The following is a 20,508-nucleotide window of genomic DNA, read 5'->3' on the forward strand; positions in this document are numbered from 1 at the left end:
CGCGGTTCGTTTTATAGGGACGACGTGCCTTTGTGCTTCCTGCCTATTGCTCCGGACTCCAACAAATGAATGCTGAAGACTCCTTGAAACTTGCTCGCCGGTTTATCGGGTTGCCCCTGGAAAAACGCCAGCTGTTCCTGCAGGCACTGCAGAAAGAAGGGGTGGATTTCTCCCGGTTTCCGATACCGGCAGGAGTGGATGCCGAGGATCGCCAGGCGTTGTCCTATGCGCAGCAGCGCATGTGGTTTCTCTGGCAGTTGGACCCTGCCAGCGGTGCCTACAACCTGCCCGGTGCGGTGCGCCTCAAGGGCGCACTGAACCTGAAAGCGCTGGAGCAGGCGTTCGCCAGCCTGGTGGCGCGGCATGAAACCCTGCGTACAGTGTTCCAGCGCCAAGCGGATGAGCGTCTGTTGCAAGTGGCAGCGGAGCCGATGCTGGCGGTTGACGTCGTGGATTTCAGTGACTTGGCACCGCACGCACGTGAGCAGGCAGTCAATGACGCAGCGACCCGTCAATCGGTGCTGCCTTTCGATCTGGAGCATGGCCCGCTGCTGCGTGTGCAATTGCTCAAGTTGGACGCGCAGGAGCACGTGCTGCTGCTGACCCTGCACCACATCGTCTCCGACGGTTGGTCGATGAACGTGCTGATCGAAGAGTTCATCCGCTGCTACGACGCCCATGAGCGCAACGAAACTCCACAATTGCCGGCACTGCCGATTCAATACAGCGATTACGCCCTGTGGCAACGCCGCTGGCTGGAAGCGGGGGAGCAGGCCCGTCAATTGGCGTACTGGCAGGCGCGCCTGGGCGATGAGCACCCGGTGCTGGAACTGCCGACGGACCACCCGCGCCCGGCCATGCCCAGTTACCAGGGCTCCCGCCATAACTTCGCGATTGAGCCGGCACTGGCCGCCCAATTGCGTGCCTGCGCGCAAAAGCACAACGTCACGCTGTTCATGCTGTTGCTCGGTGCCTTCAATGTGCTGCTGCATCGTTACACCGGCCAGGGCGATATTCGCGTCGGCGTGCCGATTGCCAACCGTAACCGTGGTGAAGTCGAAGGGCTGATCGGTTTTTTCGTCAATACCCAGGTCCTGCGTACCGAACTGACCGGGCAAACCCGCGTTGCCGAGTTGCTGCAAGGCATCAAGGAGCACGCCCTCGGCGCCCAGGCCCATCAGGAGCTGCCGTTCGAGCGCCTGGTGGAAGCCCTCAAAGTCGAGCGCAGCCTCAGCCATACCCCGCTGTTCCAAGTGATGTACAACCACCAGCCGGTGGTGGCCGATATCGCCTCCGTCAGTACCGCCTCCGGCCTGGAACTCGCGTTGGTAGAGTGGCAAGGTCGCACCACCCAGTTCGACCTGACTCTCGATACTTATGAGAAATCCGGCACGCTGCACGCCGCATTGACCTACGCCAACGACCTGTTCGACGCGCCGTCCATCGCGCGTATGTCCCGGCACTGGATCAGCCTGTTGCAGGCCATGGTTGCCGATGGCGAGCAGCGCATCGGCGAGTTGCCGATGCTGGCTGCCGAAGAGCAGCAGGTCATGGTGCAGGCCTGGAACCAGACCGCGCAGGCGTACCCGACCGAGCGCGGTATTCATCAACTGATCGAAGATCAGGTCCAGGCCACGCCCGATGCTCCGGCGCTGGCCTTCGGCGCTGTCTCCTTGACCTACGGCGAGCTTGACGCCCGCGCCAACCAATTGGCCCATGCCTTGCGCGAACAGGGGGTTGGCCCCGATGTGTTGGTGGGAATCTGCGTCGAGCGTTCCGTGGAAATGGTCATTGGTCTGCTGGCCATTCTCAAGGCCGGCGGCGCCTATGTGCCGCTTGACCCCGAATACCCCCAGGAACGCCTGGCCTACATGATCGAAGACAGCGGCATCCAACTGCTGCTCAGCCAGCACAGCCTGTTGCCGTCGCTGCCCACTGACGGCATTCAGGTGATCGCCCTGGACCACACCCCCGGCTGGCTTGACGGCTACAGCAGCGCCTTGCCCGCAGTCGCCATCCACGGGCTGAACCTGGCCTATGTGATCTACACCTCCGGTTCCACCGGCAAGCCCAAGGGCGCCGGTAACAGCCACCGTGCGCTGGTCAACCGTCTGTGCTGGATGCAGCAAGCCTATGGCCTCGACGCCAGCGATGCGGTACTGCAGAAAACCCCGTTCAGCTTTGACGTCTCGGTCTGGGAGTTCTTCTGGCCGCTGATGACCGGTGCACGCCTGGTGGTCGCGGCCCCTGGCGAACATCGCGAGCCGGCGCGTCTGATCGAGACCATCGGTCAGCACGGCATCACCACCTTGCACTTTGTCCCCTCCATGCTCCAGGCGTTTATCCATGAGCCGGGCGTACAGGGCTGCAACAGCCTCAAGCGCATCGTGTGCAGCGGCGAAGCCTTGCCACTGGATGCGCAACTGCAAGTCTTCGCCAAACTGCCCCTGGCAGGGTTGTTCAACCTCTATGGCCCGACCGAAGCGGCCATCGACGTGACCCACTGGACCTGCGTCGACGAAGGCCGTGACGCCGTACCTATTGGCCGCCCAATCGCCAACCTCGGCACCTATGTGCTCGATGCGCAGCTCAACCCGGTGCCCGCCGGCGTGTCTGGCGAGCTGTACCTGGGCGGCACCGGCCTTGCCCGCAGTTACCACCGCCGTCCGGCGCTGACCGCCGAGCGTTTTGTGCCCAGCCCTTTCGGTGATGGTGCGCGTCTGTACCGTACCGGCGACCGCGTGCGCCAGCGTGACGACGGTGTGATTGACTACCTCGGTCGCCTCGACCATCAGGTCAAGCTGCGCGGCCTGCGCATCGAGTTGGGAGAAATCGAGACGCGCCTGATGCAACACCCCGGCGTGCGTGAGGCAGTAGTGCTGGTGCAGGGCGGCAAGCAGTTGGTGGCCTACCTAGTGCTGGAAGGCGAAGCGCCGACCGACCTCAAGGCCTGGCTGCTCAGCAGCCTGCCGGAATACATGGTGCCTACCCACATGATGCACCTGGCCAAGCTGCCGGTGACCGCCAATGGCAAGCTCGACCGTAAAGCGCTGCCGCTGCCGGACGTGGCGCCGCAGCAGGCGTACAGCGCCCCGGAAAACGCCCTGCAAAAAGCCCTGTCAGCAATCTGGGTCGATGTGCTTGGCGTGGAGCAGGTCGGTCTGGACGACAACTTTTTCGAGCTGGGCGGCGATTCGATCATCTCTATCCAGGTGGTCAGCCGCGCGCGCCAGGCGGGGATTCGCCTCAGCCCGCGCGACCTGTTCCAGTACCAGAGCGTGCGCAGCCTGGCGCTGGTCGCCACCTTTGAGCAGGCCAGCGTTATCGACCAAGGGCCGGTCAGCGGCGAGGTCATCCTGACGCCGGTACAGCACGGCTTTTTCGCCGAGGCGATCCCGGCGCGTCACCATTGGAACCAATCCTTGTTGCTGACCCCACGCGAGGCCCTGGACTCGGTGCGCCTTGAAGCGGCGCTGACGCAGCTGATTAACCACCATGACGCCCTGCGCCTGCGCTTTGTGCAAGGTCCCGATGGCTGGCAGCAAACCCACGCTGCGCCCGTCGCCGAGCCTGCGCTGTGGCACTCTCATGCCGCCGACGATACGCAACTGGCAGCGCTATGCGACGAAGCCCAGCGCAGCCTCGACCTGACGCAAGGCCCGCTGCTGCGCGCCGCCCTCGTCGCCATGGCCGATGGCACCCAGCGCTTGCTGCTGGTGGTGCATCACCTGGTGGTGGATGGGGTTTCATGGCGCATCCTGCTGGAAGACCTGCAACAGGCTTACCGCCAGGCAACGTTGCCGGCCAAGACCAGCGCCTATCAAACCTGGGCGCACCAACTGCACGCCCACGCGCAAACCCTCGGCGAACAACTGCCTTACTGGCAGGCGCAGTCCATCGACGCCGAGTTGCCGTGCGACAACCCCCGTGGCGGGCTGCAAAACCGCTTGGGCTGCAAGATTGAAACCCGCCTCAGCGCCGAGCAAACCCGTCATTTGCTGCAAGATGCGCCGGCGGCTTATCGCACTCAGGTCAACGACCTGTTGCTGACGGCGTTGGCGCGGGTAGTCAGCCGTTGGAGCGGGCAGGCTGGGGCGCTGATCCAGCTGGAAGGCCATGGGCGTGAAGATCTGTTCGACGCCGTCGACCTGACCCGCACGGTGGGTTGGTTTACCAGCCTGTTCCCTGTGCGTCTGCAGGCGGACGGCGAGCTGTCGAGCGCGATCAAGTCGGTCAAGGAGCAACTGCGTGCCGTGCCCGACAAGGGGCTGGGCTACGGCCTGCTGCGCTATCTGGCTGCGCCTCACGTGCGTGAAGCCCTTTCGGGCCTGGCCGCGCCGCGTATCACGTTCAACTACCTCGGTCAGTTCGATCGCCAGTTCAATGAGTCCGCGTTGTTCGTGCCCGCCACTCAGGGCAGCGGCCAGGCCCAGGACCCCGAAGCGCCGTTGGCCAACTGGTTGACGGTGGAAGGGCAGGTCTATGGCGGCGAACTGGCGCTGCAATGGGGGTTCAGCCGCGAGATGTTCCAGGCGTCGAGCATCCAGCGCCTGGCGGATGATTACGCCGCCGAACTCACCGCCTTGATCCAGCACTGCTGCGAAACGCCCGCCGGGCAGGTGACGCCATCGGACTTTGCGCTGGCAACCCTGACCCAGCAGCAATTGGATGATTTGCCCGTGGCCGGCCCGGCCATCGCCGATATCTACCCGCTGTCACCCATGCAGCAAGGCATGCTGTTCCACACCCTGTACGAGCCTGAGGTCCAGGCCTATATCAACCAGTTGCGCCTGGATATTGAAGGCCTTGATCTGCTGAGCTTCGGTCGTGCCTGGCAGGCAGCGTTGGACCGGCATGACATTTTGCGCAGCAGCTTTCACTGGCTCGGCCTGGACAGCGCCCATCAAGTGATCCAGCGCCAGGTCGATTTGCAGTTGCAAGTGATCGAAGCCGCGCATCCTGACCTCGACGCCTTGGCCGATGCCGAGCGTCAGCGCGGTTTTGAGTTGAACACGGCGCCCCTGTTTCGCCTGATGTTGGTGCGCGGTGCCGGTACGGGCTGGCACATGATTTTCACCAGCCATCACATCCTGATGGATGGCTGGAGCAATGCCCAGTTGCTTGGCGAAGTCATTGCCGACTACGCAGGCCACGTTTTGCCCGTGCCGTTGGGACAGTTCCGCGATTACCTGGGTTGGCTGCAGCAGCAAGCCTCGGGTGAAATGTTCTGGAGGGAAGCCCTGGCGCCGTTGCAAGCCCCAACCCTGCTGGCTGAAGCACTGCGCGTGCCGGTCGAAGGGGCGGGCATGGCTGACCATCACACCACCTTGGATAGCCAGTTCACCCGTGCACTCGGCGATTGCGCACGCCAGCACAAAGTCACCCTCAACACCCTCCTGCAAGGCGCCTGGAGCCTCTTGCTGCAACGCTACACCGGTCAGGATTGCGTGGCCTTCGGTGCCACTGTTGCCGGACGTTCGGCGCCGTTGCCGGGTATCGAGCAGCAACTGGGCCTGTTTATCAACACACTGCCGATCATCAGCGCGGCCTCGCCGGCCCAGTCCGCCGCCACTTGGCTCGCTGAGCTGCAAGCGCTGAATCTCAGCCTGCGCGACCATGAACACGTACCGCTTTACGACATCCAGGGCTGGGCCGGTCAACCCGGTGGCGCACTGTTCGACACCTTGCTGGTGTTTGAAAACTTCCCGGTGGCGCAAGCGCTCAAGCAAGGCGCGCCGGCAGGCCTGACCTTCGGCAAGATGCATAACCATGAGCGCACCCACTACCCGCTGACCCTGGGCATCGAACTGGGGACCGGCTTGCGCCTGGAGTTCAGCTACGACCGGGCGCGGTTCACCGAGCAACAGGTCGCGCAATTGAGCGCCAATCTGCAGCATCTGCTGGTGCAACTGGTGGCGGATACCGAGGTGCCACTGGGCAACCTGCAATTGCTGGACAGCAGCACGCAGGCTTCGCTGCTCGCCATCAGCCAATCCCCTGGCACGCCCCGGCGCCAGGTGCGCGTGCATGAACGCATCGCCGCCCAGGCCCAGGCCACCCCGGATGCGCTGGCGGTGCAGGCAGGCAGTGAACGCTTGAGCTATGCCCAGCTCAATCAGCGGGCCAACCGCCTGGCTCACCGCCTGCTGGAGCAGGGCGTGGGCCCGGGCCAGCGCGTAGGCCTGGTTTCCCGCCGTGGCCCGCAGTTGATCGTCAGCCTGCTGGCGGTGCTAAAAAGCGGTGCGGCCTACGTGCCGCTGGACCCCAATTACCCCGCCGAGCGCCTCAGCTACATGCTGGCAGACAGTCGTCTGAACCTATTGCTCAGCGAGACCGGGTTGCTGGCAGAGCTGCCATTGCCCCATGGGCTCAAACGTGTGGATTTCAGCGCTCAGGGGCAAGAGCTGGCGGGTTACCCGTCGACCAACCCAGCCAACCACGCCACCGCCGCCGACCTCGCTTATGTGATCTACACCTCCGGCTCCACCGGCCAACCCAAGGGTGTGGCCATCGATCATGCTGCACTCGATCAGTTCTGCGACACAGCGGCGGATTACAGTGCGCTGACGCCCGCCGACCGCGTGCTGCAATTTGCGACGTTCAGCTTCGACGGGTTTGTCGAGCAATGCTATCCGCCGCTGTGTGTCGGCGCGGCGCTGATCATGCGCGGCGATGAGCTGTGGGACGCCGGGTTGCTGGCGCGGGAAATCGTCGAGCAGGGCGTGACCCTGGCCGACCTGCCCGCGGCCTATTGGTACTTGCTGGCCAAGGAATGCGCTGTCGATGGTCGCACCCTGGGCAACCTGCGCCAGCTGCATGTCGGCGGCGAAGCCATGGCCGTGGAGGGCGTACGTGCCTGGCACGAGGCCGGGTTGGGCAATGTTCGTTTGGTGAACACTTATGGCCCGACCGAGGCCACCGTGGTCTCCAGCGTGCATGAATGCCAGCTTGCAGATGCCAATGACGCCTTCGGCATGCCGATCGGGCGGGCTATCGACGGGCGCTCGCTGTACGTGCTGGACAGCGGATTTGAATTGCTGCCCACCTGCGGCGTAGGCGAGCTGTGCATCGGTGCTGCGGCGGGCTTGGCCCAGGGCTACTTCGATCGTCCGGCGCTGACCGCCGAACGCTTCCTGCCGGACCCGTTCTCCGGCGTGCCGGGATCGCGGCTCTACCGCAGCGGCGACCTGGCTCGCTACAACGACAACGCGGCCCTGGAGTACGTGGGTCGCATTGACCATCAAGTGAAAATCCGTGGGTTCCGGATCGAGATGGGGGAAATCGAAGCCTGTCTGCAAGCCATGCCCCAGGTGCGCGAGGCGGCTGTGATTGCGTTGGACGGGCCAACCGGTGCGCAGTTGGTCGCCTATGTCGTGCCCCAGTCGAATGCCCTGGAGGCGCCAGCCTTGACGGCGGCTTTGCGTCAGTCCTTGCCGGACTACATGGTGCCGAGTTGCCTGATGCTGATCGACCTGTTGCCTCTGAGCCCCAACGGCAAGCTCGACCGAAAAGCCTTGCCAAAACCGGATGTCAGCCAACGGCAAAAACACTATGTGGCACCCCGAACGGCCCTGGAAACCCAGGTCGCGCAGGTTTGGCAAAACGTGCTGGGGCTGGAGCAGGTTGGGCTGGACGATCACTTCTTTGAGTTGGGTGGGCATTCGCTGCTAGCCACCCAAGTGGTTGCACGCCTGAAGACGCTGCTGGCCTGCGACCTGACCCTGCGCGACCTGTTTGGCGCGCCGCGATTGGCAGACTTTATCGCGGCAGTGGCCACGCGCACCGGGCAGGACGCGGCACCGGCGCGCAGCCCGTTAGTGGCCCACGGCGAAAAAACCAGCGCGATGCTTTCTCTGGTGCAGCGCCGGCTATGGGTAGTGGAACAGCTGTCGCAGGCCAGTGGCGCCTATGGCATGCCGCTGGCCGTGCGCTTGCGCGGCGAGTTGTCGGTGCCGCTGCTGATCAGCAGCCTGGCACAGGTGATTGCCCGTCACGAAACCCTGCGCACGGCCTACATCACCGACGAGGAGGGTGATCCGCTGGCGGTCATCGCCGCGCACGTAGAGGTCGACTTGCCGGTATTGGACTTGTCGTCCCTGGATCCGGCCGAGCAGCAGCGCCGGGTCGCCGCCGCCGTTGAGGCCAATACCCGCCAATCCATCAGCCTGTTGCAGGCGCCCTTGTTGCGTGGACAGGTGCTCAAGCTGGGCCCCACCGAACATGTGCTGCTGTATTCGATGCACCACATCATCTCCGATGGCTGGTCGATGGCGGTGCTGGTCAATGAACTGGTGGGCTTCTACGGCCGGGCGAAGGCGGGGGTGGTTGAGCCGCTGCCTGCGCTGCCGATCCAGTACTCCGATTACGCCCTCTGGCAACACCAACTGCAACACACCGGCGTGCTGGCCGCGCAGGCGCGTTACTGGGAGCAGGCACTGGCCGGGCACAGCGGCGTATTGCAATTGCCCACCGACCAGCCGCGCCCCCAGGCGCCGACCCATGAAGGTCGCGACCTAGGCTTCACGCTGCCCGTGGCGTTGCACGAAGGGCTCAAGGCGCTGTCGGCGCGTGCCGGTGTCACGCTGTACAGCACGATGCTGGCCGCGTTCCAGATCCTGCTGCATCGCCTCAGCGGCAGCGATGACGTGCTGGTCGGCGCCGACGTTGCCGGGCGCCAGCAGCCTGAGCTGGAAGGGCTGATCGGTTTCTTCGTGAACATTCTGCCGCTGCGCTCGACCTTTGCGCCGCTGCAACCGTTCAGCGCTTTCCTGGCCACCACCCAAGGCACCGCGCTGGACGCTTTCGATCACCAGGACCTGCCCTTCGACATGATTGTGGAGGCCTCGCCACGCCCGCGCCAACGGGGTTTCAACCCGCTGGTACAGGTGCTGTTCGTCATGAACAACCTGCCGGTTCAGGGTGGCCGGATGGACGGGATCGAGGTTGAAGTGCTGCCGACTCGTGGCGGTTACTCCAAGTTCGATATGGCCCTGTTCATCGACGAGGACGCAGGCGGCGTGCACGGTACCTGGCAGTACGCCAGCGACCTGTTTGAACAACAACGCATCGAGTCCTTCGTCAACGCCTGGACGGGAATTCTTGAACAGATTGTGTGTGATCCGAACATTCAATTAGGGGATATCACCATGCCTAGCAACACTGTTGAACACGCCACGACGCCCGTACCGCCAGCCATCAAGGCCGACAAGCTGGGCAAGTTCCTGAAAAAATCCCAGAGTCGCACCGACAAGCCTGCCGGCGCGCTGATGCGTGAATCGCTGTTGGTCCCCGGACAGGATTTTCCATTGCTGATGGAACCCACCGATCCGGGCCTGGACCTGGTGGCCTGGATCAAGGACAACCGCGCCCTGGTGGAAGAAAAACTGGCCCGCCATGCGGGGGTTCTGTTCCGTGGATTTGCCCTGCGCGATATTCATGACTTCGAAGCGTTTGCTGAAGCCGTACAGCCGGGCCTCTATGGCCAATACGGCGACTTGCCGAAAAAAGAGGGCGGTAAGAACACCTACCGGTCCACGCCGTACCCCGAAAAGAAAATGATCCTGTTCCATAACGAAAGCTCCCATCAGGACCGCTGGCCGCGCAAGCAGCTGTTCTTCTGCGAGCAGCCATCGCCAATCGGCGGTGCCACGCCGGTGGTGGACTGCCGGCAGATGTACCTCAAGTTGCCGGCGACGATCCGCGAGCGTTTCGAGGACAAGGGGTTGCTGTACGTGCGCACCTTTGCCGACAAGCTGGACGTCTCCTGGCAGCACTTCTTCAAGACCGACGTGCGTGCCGACGTCGAAGCGCGTTGCCGGGCGGCGGGCATCGCCTGGACCTGGCTGGATAACGATGAACTGCAAATCCGCACCCCGTGCCCGGCGATCATCCGGCACCCGGTGACGGGGGAAAAAACCTTCTTCAACCAGGTTCAGTTGCATCACATCTTCTGCCTGGACCCGGACGTGCGCGAAGACTTGCTGGCGCTGTTCGGCGAGCAGCGTATGCCCCGGCACGTGTATTACGGCGATGGCTCGCCGATTGAAGACGAGGTCATGGCCCTGGTGGGCGAGCTGTACGAAGCCTGCGCAGTGCGGTTCGACTGGCACAAGGGCGATGTCATCCTGCTGGACAACATGCTGGCTGCTCACGCTCGGGATCCTTTCGAAGGCCCGCGCAAGATTGTCGTGGCAATGGGCGAAATGATTGAACGCAGCGCGCTGAACGTGGCGCACAGCGAGACCGAAAAGGAAGAGGCCGGAGCATGAGTACTGCACAACAGGGCACCGTGGACGCGGGACTGGCGTTGCTGGTCGAACAGCAACAGCATCTGGACGCCCGGCAACAGGGGGCGAGCTGGGGCGATCTCACCCACTGCGTGAAACTGGATATTCGCGGCGAACTGGACCCGGTGCGCCTGCAACACGCGCTCGACAGCCTGGCGGTGCGCCACGAAGCATTGAGTACGCAGTTTGCGCCCGTCAGTGGTTATCACGGATTGCGCCAGCGGGTCGCGCCGGCTGAAGCGGTGAGCTTGACCCTGTGGCTCGACGTGGCGTCGCCCCAACAGGTGGTTGCACGCCAACAGCAGTGGTGGCGGCAGCAACAGCCGCTGATCGGCGCGTTGTTACAGCGCCTGGAAACGGACCACTGGCAACTGCTGATAGGCGTGGCGCGTTATGCCGCGGATGCCGGGACCCTGGCCCTGATCCAGCAGGAGTTGGTGGCCGCTTATGGGCAGCAAGGGTTTGAAGAGGACGAACCGGGGCAGTTTTCCCAGTACCTGGAATGGCGCAGCGAGGTGATCTTCGACGAAGACGCAGACACCGCCAAGGCTTACTGGCAGCAGTACCTGCAAGGGCACGAGAATCTGGTCAACGGGCCAGACTTGCCCTATCGCCTGACCTGCGCAGAAGTCCTGCCGGCAGAACGCTTGAGCGTGCCACTGGATCAATCGCTGTTGGCCCGCCTGCGCACGGTGGGGCTGCCGCTGGACGTGCTGATACACGCCGCCTGGTGGGTGCTGCTGGCACGCATCAGTGGTCGCGACTCTTTCCTGGCGGGCTGGCGGCATGATGCGCGCCAGGACTATGAGTTTTTCAGCCACAGCCTGGGCCTGTTCGAGAAAACCCTGCCGTTGGCGATTCGTATTGATCCGGCCAGCACTTTCCGTGAGCTGGTGACCACCCTTGCCGCACAGTTGGATCAGCACCGCACCTGGCAGGAATACTGGGCACCGTTGTCATTCCCCCAACAGGCCGCGCCTGCGGTCGGTTTTGGCAATCGGTTGGTGTCGGCACCGCTTGAAGTCGCCGGGACGGTCTGGGCGGGCAGCGACCTGCCGGCCCGTCTGCCTGAGTTCGAGTTGGCACTGCAGCTGGAAATCGCCGTGTCGGGAGAACCTCAAGGTTTATCACTGGACTTCACTCCCGCACGCTATTCGGCGCACGCCGTCGAGACGCTGTTGGGCCAGCTGCGCCAGTTGCTCCACAGCATTGCCGATAAACCGGATGAAACCCTTGCCCGTCTGAACCTGCTGGATAACGAGGAAAAGAGCCGGTTGCTGGCGCTGAACCCGCCGGCTCAGGGGATGCAGGCGCTGCAGCTGTTGCCCCAACGTATCGCCGCTTGGGCTGGCCAGACGCCGGATGCCGTGGCGTTGGTCGCGGCGGGCCAGACCCTCAGCTACGCCGAACTGGACGCCCGCACCGCGCAATTGAGTGCCGAATTACTGCGCCAGGGTGTGAGCGCTGGGTCGATTGTAGGCCTGGCGCTGCCGCGCTCGGTGGAACTGGTCGTCGCTATTCTCGCCACCTGGCGTGCGGGCGCAGCCTATCTGCCGCTGGACCCGCAATGGCCAGTGGCGCGCCAGGCTGAAATCGCACGGTACGCCGCCGCGAGCCTGATTCTGGTGGCGCACGCGCCGAGCCAGGACGATCCGCTGACCTCGTTCAAGCTGCTCAACCTGGGCGCCGCGACCCTGGATGTGCCGGCGGCCCCGGCGGTATCCGTGCAGGCCCATGATGTCGCGTATGTGCTCTTCACCTCCGGCTCCACTGGCCAGCCCAAAGGCGTGGTAATCGAGCATGGCGCGTTGCTCAGCTATGTCGCGAGCAGCAGTCAGCAATTGGGCCTGTCCGCCTGCCGCGATTTTGCCTTCAGTTCCACGGTAGCGGCGGACCTGGGCAACACCACCTTGTTCGGCGCGCTGTACAACGGCGCTACGCTGCACGTCGCGGATGACGTCACACTGCAAGATCCCCAGGGCTTCGCCGGGTTCCTGCGGGAAAACCGCATCGATTGCCTGAAAATCGTGCCCTCACACCTGGCCGCCTTGCTTGAGGCTGATGCCGCCGTATTGCCTGGCACGCTGGTGCTGGGCGGTGAAGCCATCGGCGCAAGCCTGGTGCAGCGTATTCGCCAGCTGCGGCCCGACTGCCGTGTATTCAACCATTACGGCCCCACCGAAGCGACGGTGGGGGTGATGGTGCATCCGTTACTCCCCGCTGAGGACGTGACCCATGGCGTGCCGCTGACAAAGGTGCTCGCCGGCAACCAGGTGTTCGTACTCGGTGCGGACGCACAACTGCTGGCGACGGGGGAACTCGGTGAGTTGTTCATCGGTGGCCGACAGCTGTGCCGAGGCTACTTGCAGGGCGAGGCTGACGCAGACGCGTTTATCCATAGCCCACTGGTGGGCGGCGAGCGCCTTTACCGCACGGGAGACCTGGCCCGTTACCGCGTGGAGGGCGGTGTGCAGTTGTATGGCCGCCGTGATCATCAGGTCAAGGTGCGGGGTTTCCGCATTGAGCTGGCAGAGATAGAGGCGCAGTTGCTGCGGTTGCCCGAGGTCAGTGAGGCCGTGGTGGTGCTGGTGCAGGAGGAGCCGCAAGCGTTCGTGGTCATGCGTGCGGCGACGGCAGAGGACGCAGGGCCTCAATTGAAAAACCAACTGGCTCAGCACCTCCCGGCGGCCATGGTGCCACGCCAGATTGTGAGCCTTGAACGCATGCCGCGCCTGCCAAACGGCAAGGTTGACCGCAAGGCGCTGCAGCACACTCAACCCGTGGTTTCCCAGACGCTGTACGTCGCGCCACGGGATGCGCTCGAAACGCTGTTGTCCACGCGCATGGCCCAATTGGTCGGTTTGGAACGGCTGAGCATCGAGGAGGACTTTTTCGCCGCAGGCGGGCATTCCTTGTTGGTGATCAAGCTCGTGGCAGGTATCCGCAAACTGCTGCAATGCGAGATTCATCCGGGTGTGGTGTTTGATCACCCCAGCGTGGCGGCACTGGCGCGGGTGCTGCGCGAGCGTGAGAGTGTCGCGGGGCAGTTGGAGAAAATCGCCCAGGCGCGTTTGCGCCTGGATGCAATGACCCCTGAAGAGAAAGCGGCGCTTGTGGAGAAGGCCAAGCAGTTGCAAGCGAGCAAGGAGCAGGGATAAGCATGTAAAACGGGGCTGGCAATCAGCCCCGTTGGTTAATGGCGGGAATGCTCAAGTGGCGCTTAGCGCTGTTCCCCCAACCAGCTCAACACCCCTTCATAAATACCCGCAACCGCACCGGTAATACCGTTCATGCGCAGAAAGTCATGGGTCAACCCCGACTCTACGTGCAGGCTCACCGCTGTGCCGCTCGCCGCCAGCATCTGGGCGTAAGCCTGTCCTTCGTCATACAGCGGATCGTATTGGGCCAGGCTGATATACGCCGGGGCCAATGCTGTCAGCCCCTGCGCCAGCAGTGGCGAGACCCGCCAGTCGAGGCGCTGTTGGGCATCCGGGCAATAGTGCTGGTAGAACCATTGCAGCGTGGCCGTTTCCAGCAGGTAATCCTCGGCATACTGGCGATGGGAATCACGCTGCCGCGAGGTATCGGTGACGGGGTAAAACAGCAACTGGGCCCAGGGTTTGAACGCCAGTTGCAGCGGCGCTTTCACTGCGGTGATCGCCAGGACGGTCGCCAGCGTTGCCCCCACACTGTCACCTGCCAGGGTAATCCGGGTGTTGTCCAGTTGCAGGTTGCCAGCCTGTTCGGCCAGCCAATTGGAGGCGTCAAGGCTGTCATTGACAGCGGTCGGGAAGCTCGCCTGTGGCGCCAGACGGTAAGCGGGCGCGAACACCGCGTACTCGCCGCTGGCCGCGAGCCTGCGGCAGATGGAGTCGTGGGAGTCCAGGCTGCCCACCACATAACCGCCGCCGTGGAAATACGCAATCACCGGCAATTGCGCGGTGCCCGGCGCCCGGTATAGGCGGGCGGGCAAGGCATGGCCATCGCGGGCGGTGAACGTCAGTTGGCTGACCACCACCGACCCTGGCGGGCTGGGGTCGAGAATGGCCGAAGTCTGTTCGAACTCCCGCCGTGCCTGTTCAACACTCAGTGCGTGCATGGGTTGGCTTTTACCGGTCAGGCGACCCATCTGTGCCAATTCCAGAAAACCTTCGAGATCAGGGTCCAGGGGCATTGCATGTTCCTTGTGAAATAGGCTGAAGCGCCGCCCCTGACCATCAGGGGCGGCGACGGTTTCAACTGGCTACGGGTTGCAGCGCCAGGTGCTGCAACAGACCCTGAAGCAGGGTCGGGTGGTTGAGAATGTCGTAGTGGCCGGCGGCGATCTGTTCGTTGCTCCGGGCGCTGGCCATGTTCGATGCAGGCTGGCCGGCAATCGCCTTGGCCCACCAGCAATGGGCCTGCGCCCGGGTGGGCGGCAAGCCGTCCAGGTGCGTGGACAACGCCTTGAGTTTCATCGCTACCTGGAAGGTGTGAGCCAGCTCCTCGGTGCTGATTGCGGCGTACGCCGAACGGGCGGCGGCACCTGCCTGGACCTGCGCGATCAGCTGCTCCAGCGCCGCGTTGTCCGTCGTCGCCCCGACCTCAAAGGTTGGCAACTCCTCGGCCGAGAGGCCGAACAGTACCGCGAGGAACCCGCGCAGGTCCTCGCTCCAGTCGTCACTCAAGACGTCCTCGCCAGTGGGTACAAAACTGTCCACCAGGCCGAGAAACTCCACGCGTTGGCCCTGGCTTTCCAGCTCCTGGGCCACCAGCACCGCAAGGGTGCCACCCAGCGACCAGCCCATCAGGTGGTAAGGGCCGCTGGCTTGCTGCTGGCGGATGTACTGGCTGTAATCGATGGCCATGGACGCCAGCGAATCATCGTTCCACTGACGGTCCAGCAGCATGCGACATTGCAGGCCGTAGACGCTGCGCTGTCCATCCAGGCGACGGGCCAGGGGCTCGTAGTCGAACACAGTGCCAAAACCGGCATGCAGGCAGAACAGCGGCGCGCTGAGCGTTGTTTCACTGTTGAGCAGCAGCAGCGGATTGAGGCTCGCATCGTCTTCGGCAAACCCGGACAACTCGGCGATGGTGGGCTTGCCGATCATGTCCCGCAGTTTCAGCTCGATGCCGATATCCGGTTGGCTGCGCACCTTCGACAGCACCTTGAGAATGCGCAGCGAGTCGCCGCCCAATTCGAAGAAGTTGTCGGTGACGCCCACGCTCTCCAGTTCCAGCACCTCCTGCCAGATCGCCGCCAGTTGTGCCTCCAACGAATTGCGCGGTGCAACGAAGGCGCGGCCCTTGAAATCCGGGTCAGGCAGGGCCAGGCGGTCCAGCTTGCCGTTGGGGTTGAGTGGGAAAGCTGGGAGCGCGAGGATTTGCGCCGGCACCATGTAGTCGGGCAATTCCACCTGCAAAGCCGCTCGCAGGCGTTCGCCCAGCCCGGCCGAAGCGTCGGCTACCACGTAACCGATCAGTTGCTTGCCGCCGGCGGTATCGCGGGCGACCACCACGGCGTCTTGCACATCCGGGATCTCGCGCAGGCGTGACTCAATTTCTCCCAGCTCGATCCGGAAACCGCGGATCTTCACCTGGTTGTCCAGGCGGCCAAGGTAGTCGATCACGCCGTCTGGGCGCTGGCGCACCAGATCCCCGGTGCGATACAGGCGTGTGCCGTCGGCAGCGAACGGGTCAACCACAAACCGTTCGGCGCTCAGGCCGGGGCGCTGGTGATACCCACGGGCAACGCCTTCGCCGCCGATGTACAACTCGCCCGCCACACCATCGGGCACGGGGTTGAGGTGTTCGTCCAGCACATACAGCGTACGTTCACCGATGCGGGTGCCGATCGGCGCGTACACCGCGTCGCAGCGTTCATCGACACTCACTTTCCACAGCAGCGGGGTCACCACGGTTTCGGTGGGGCCGTACCCGTTGGTCAGGTACTGCGGCTTGAGCACGCGCGTGACCAACTCGAAGTTGGCCTCTGCCACCGCGTCGCCGCCGAAGCAGTAAATGCGCACGGGCGGTGGTGCATCGGTTTGGCTGTCGCCGTACTCGGCCAGCTGTTGCAGATACGCCGGAGGGAAGCACGCGATGCTGATGCTGTGCGCGTGCAGCGCCTGCCAGGTTTCTTCCGGTGTCCACAGCTGGTTACCCCTGACGACCAGGCATCCGCCGCTTTGCAGCGTCGATAGCCAACGCTCTTGGGCACCGTCGAAGGCGAACGACATGAACAGCAATTCACGGGTGCTGCTGTCCATCTCGTAACGCTCGGCGATGGCCTGGCAATGCATGCGGATTTGCCCGTGGGCCACGGCCACCCCCTTGGGCTTGCCGGTGGAGCCCGAGGTGTAAATCAGATAGGCCAGGTTATGGTCGTGCACCTGGGTTGCCGGGCACGTCGCCGGCCAGTCCGACAGCGGCAGGCGATCCAGCTCGATAAGGGTCGCCTCGCCCAGGCCGTCGAAGCGCGACCGCAGCGAGTGCTGGCTGATCAGTACGCTCATGGCAGAGTCTTCGACGATCCACTGCACGCGGTCCTGTGGGTAGTCGATGTCCAGCGGCACGTAGGCGGCGCCGGTTTTCATGACGCCATAGAACGCGACAATGACGTCCACCGAGCGCTCCAGAGCGACGCCGACGAACATCTCCGGGCCGATGCCCTGGGCCATGAGGCAGTGGGCCAGGCGGTTGGCCCGCGCATCCAGTTCGCCGTAGCTCAACGCGATACCGTCGCACACGACCGCCACTGCGTCTGGCCGCTCCAGTGCGTGTTGCCGGATCACCTGTGCCAGGTGCGCGCGTGGCGCCTTGGCTGGGTTCAGGTGGTTGCGTTGCAGCAACAATTGCTGTTCGGGGCCTGCCAGCATGTTGAGGCTGCCGACGTTGGCCTGGGCGTTGTTCAGCAGTTCCAGCAGCAGGGTTTCAAAGCTGCGCAGGATTTGTGCAGTGGCGGCCTCGGTAAAGCGGTTGCGCAGGTACAGGAACTCGATCTTCAGGGTGTCGCCGAGGTTGATCGCCAGGTCCATGGCAAAGTTGGTCACATCGCGGCTGCTGACGTCGCCGAAGCTCAGGTGTTCCTGCCCGGCTTCCTGCAGACGCTCGTCCACCGGATAGTTTTCAAACACCAGAATGCTGTCAAACAGCGGCTGGCCACCTTGGCCCGACCAGCGTTGTACATCCGCCAGGGACGCATGCTCGTGGTCGCGCACTTCCAGGTTATAGGCCTGCAACGCTTGCAGCCATTGGGCGACGGGCATATGCGGTTGCGGGGTCTGGATAATGGGCAACGTGTTGATAAACAGCCCGAGCATGTCCTCTGAGCCTGGCAGGCTGGCCGGACGACCCGCGACCGTCGCGCCGAAGCACACGGTGTCCTGGCCGGTATAGCGCTGCAACAGCAGTAACCAAGTGGCCTGGATCAGCGTGTTCGGCGTGACGCGCAGGCGTTGGGCCTGCTCACGCAACTGTGCGGTTTGCCGCGTATCCCAATTCAGATACAGCGCCGCGTGGCCTTCCAACTCCATGGCCGGCTTGGGCGACAGGCTGTTGGCGAGGGACGAGGTGCCGTTCAAGTCCTGGAGCTTGGTTTTCCAGAACTGCTCCAGTACCGCTTGGGATTGATCTTGCAGCCAGCGGATGTAATCGCGGTAATGCCCGCGTTTGGGCGGTGCGGCCTGGCCGTTGTAGATCGCGAAGACTTCACCCAACAGCCGCGAGTTGGACCAGCCGTCCATGAGGATGTGGTGGCTGGTCCAGATCAGGTAGTGCGTCTGCGTGTCGAGCTGTACCAGGGTCAGGCGTGTGAGCGGTGCATGCAGAAGTTCGAAGCCACGGGCGCAATCCTGGCTCGCGAGTACTTCCAGGTCCTGGGCGCTGACGTCCCGTTGCTGCCAGTCGAGGACGTCGACTGGCATCTTCGCCGCGCGGTAGACCACTTGCAGCGGTTCGGTCAGTTGGTTGTCGGCCCAGAACCCGGTACGCAGGATTTCATGGCGCTCAATCACGGCGTTCCAGGCGGCGGTGAACCGCGCAACGTCCAGCCCGGTGACCGAGACGGCCATCTGGTTCACGTACAGTGCGCTTTCCGGTGCTTCCAGTGTGTGGAACAGCATGCCCTGTTGCATCGCCGACAACGGGTAGAGGTCTTCGAGCTGTGGCAACGGCACTGGCAGGCGGTCCAGTTGCGCCTGGCTGATACGCGCCAGCGCAAAGTCGGACGGCGTGACCCCCACGTTGGCGGTGTCGCAGCAGTGCTCGATCAGGGCCAGCAACTCGCGCTTGAGGTCATCGGCCAGGTGCGCAATGGTCGCCTCGTCGAACATCTCACGGCTGAATTGCCAGCCCAGGGTCAGTTCATCGCCGTATACCTGGCCATTGAGGCTCAGCCAGTTGCCCAGTGGCGCATCCGGCGCCTGCTCACGGCCGCTGCCTTCGGCGGCGGGGGCCAGCAACGAGCCCTGTTTGGCATCGAAGCTGCCATCGAACTGGCCCAGGTAGTTGAAGGTGATGCGTGGCGCCGGCAAGGCGCCGAGGCTGGCCCGTGCCTGCGGCGTGCCGAGGTAGCGCAGGGCGCCATAGCCCAAGCCCTTGTCGGGGATTGCCCGCAACTGTTCCTTGATCTGCTTGATGGAGTCGCCAAGGGTGCCGGCCGGTACCAGCTTGACCGGGAACAGGCTGGTGAACCAACCCACCGTGCGAGTCAGGTCGATGTCATCGAACAGGTCTTCGCGGCCATGGCCTTCCAGCTCCACCAGGCAATGCGCGGCGCCGGTCCAGCGGATGATGACACGCGCCAGGGCCGTCAGCAGCAGGTCGTTGATCTGCGTGCGATAGGCCTTGGGCGCCTGTTGCAGCAACTGTCTGGTCTGCCGGGCGTCGAGGTGGGTATGCAGGGTGTGGCTGTAGCGATTGTCCAGGCTGCCATGGGGGCGTTCGCAGGGCAGATCGGGCGTGTCGGTATCGAGTTGCGCCAGCCAGTAGTGCAATTCGTCCTGGGCGGTCGGGTGTTGCGCACGGTGTTGCAGGCGCTCGGCCCAGGCCTTGACTGAACTGGTGCGGGCCGGCAATTGCACCGATTGCTGGTTGCTGACCTGTTGATAGGCGTTTTGCAGGTCTTCAAAGAGAATCCGCCAGGACACGCCATCCACTGCCAGGTGGTGAATCACCAACAGCAGGCGCTGGCTGCCGTCGGCCACGTGGATCAATACGGCGCGGATCAGCGGGCCGTGTTGCAGGTCGAGGCTGGCCTGGGCTTGATCGCACAGGTCCGGCAGTTGCTCGACGCTGGCGTCAACCTGTTGCAACTGCCAGTCGGCCATTGGCCGGTACTGGGCGCTCCAGTCGCCAGCGTGTTGCTCAAAGCTCAAACGCAGGGCGTCGTGGTGCTCAATCACTGCGAGCAACGCCTGTTGCAGTGCCTCGGCCACCAGCGGCTGGGCAGGTTGGAGCAGTACCGACTGGTTCCAGTGATGGCGCTCTGGGATCGCCGTTTCAAAAAATACCTGGTGAATCGGCAGCAACGTGAGCGGGCCCGTGGCTGGGCCCTGGTCGATCACGTGGGCACTTGCGCCCATACGAGCCACGCTGGCCAGGCCTTGCACGGTCTGGTGCTGGAACAGTTCCTTGGGTGTAAAGCCGATGCCCTGCTGGCGGGCGCGGCTGACCACCTGGATGGAAATGATGGAATCACCGCCCAGTTCGAAGAAATTGTCGTTCAGGCCGACGCGTTCCAGTTTCAGCACGTCTTGCCAGATCGCGGCGATCTGCTGTTCCAGCGGGCTGTGCGGCGCCACGTAGGTTTTTTGCAGCAGGTTCGCATCGGGTTTCGGCAGGGCCTTGCGGTCCAGTTTGCCGTTGGGGCTCAGGGGCAGTTGATCGAGGAAGATCAACTGGGCAGGCACCATGTAGTCGGGCAGGTGTTCGCCCAGGCGTTGCTTGATGTGGCTGCGCAGTTCATCTGCGTCACCGGCTTCGCTGGGCACGGCGTAGGCGACTAACTGGCCGTCGGCCGCAATCACCACGGCTTCGCGTACGCAGTCCAGTTCCATCAGGCGGGTTTCGATCTCGCCCAGCTCAATGCGCAGGCCACGAATTTTTACCTGGTGGTCGATACGGCCCCGGTATTCGATGACGCCGTCGGGACGGTAGCTGGCCAGGTCGCCGGTGCGATACAGGCGTTGGCCGTCACCGAACGGGCTGGTCATGAAGCGCTCGGCGGTAAGGGCAGGGC

At 63.6% G+C, this 20,508-nt stretch carries 4 protein-coding genes; 2 read left to right on the plus strand and 2 right to left on the minus strand.

What is annotated here, in order from left to right; genetic code table 11:
* Window positions 1-65: 65 nt before the first annotated feature.
* Window positions 66-10,268 (plus strand): non-ribosomal peptide synthetase, encoded by a 10,203-nt coding sequence (locus EJD88_RS13840; RefSeq protein ID WP_158878239.1) that lies wholly within the window; start codon window positions 66-68, stop codon window positions 10,266-10,268.
* Complete coding sequence (locus EJD88_RS13845; RefSeq protein WP_158878240.1) at window positions 10,265-13,444, plus strand: non-ribosomal peptide synthetase; 3,180 nt, start codon at window positions 10,265-10,267, stop codon at window positions 13,442-13,444. The genes EJD88_RS13840 and EJD88_RS13845 overlap by 4 nt, the downstream gene beginning before the upstream one ends.
* Before the next feature lie 62 nt (window positions 13,445-13,506).
* Here the strand turns inward: EJD88_RS13845 and EJD88_RS13850 are convergent, their stop codons facing one another.
* On the minus strand, window positions 13,507-14,460 hold the full coding sequence (locus EJD88_RS13850; protein ID WP_158878241.1) for an alpha/beta hydrolase: 954 nt from the start codon (window positions 14,458-14,460) through the stop codon (window positions 13,507-13,509).
* Window positions 14,461-14,521: 61 nt separating this feature from the next.
* Window positions 14,522-20,508 (minus strand): non-ribosomal peptide synthetase (locus tag EJD88_RS13855; protein ID WP_158878242.1); only part of this gene is annotated, 5,987 nt, incomplete at its 5' end.

The sequence above is a fragment of the Pseudomonas sp. PB105 genome (genome assembly GCF_009764655.1).
Lineage (GTDB): Bacteria > Pseudomonadota > Gammaproteobacteria > Pseudomonadales > Pseudomonadaceae > Aquipseudomonas > Aquipseudomonas cyclaminis.

What these genes read in the sequence shown, in the direction of transcription:
- EJD88_RS13840 (WP_158878239.1), top strand. Translation starts at nt 66, where the DNA reads ATGAATGCTGAAGACTCCTTGAAACTTGCTCGCCGGTTTATCGGGTTG.
- EJD88_RS13845 (WP_158878240.1), top strand. Translation starts at nt 10,265, where the DNA reads ATGAGTACTGCACAACAGGGCACCGTGGACGCGGGACTGGCGTTGCTG.
- EJD88_RS13850 (WP_158878241.1), bottom strand. Translation starts at nt 14,460, where the DNA reads ATGCCCCTGGACCCTGATCTCGAAGGTTTTCTGGAATTGGCACAGATG.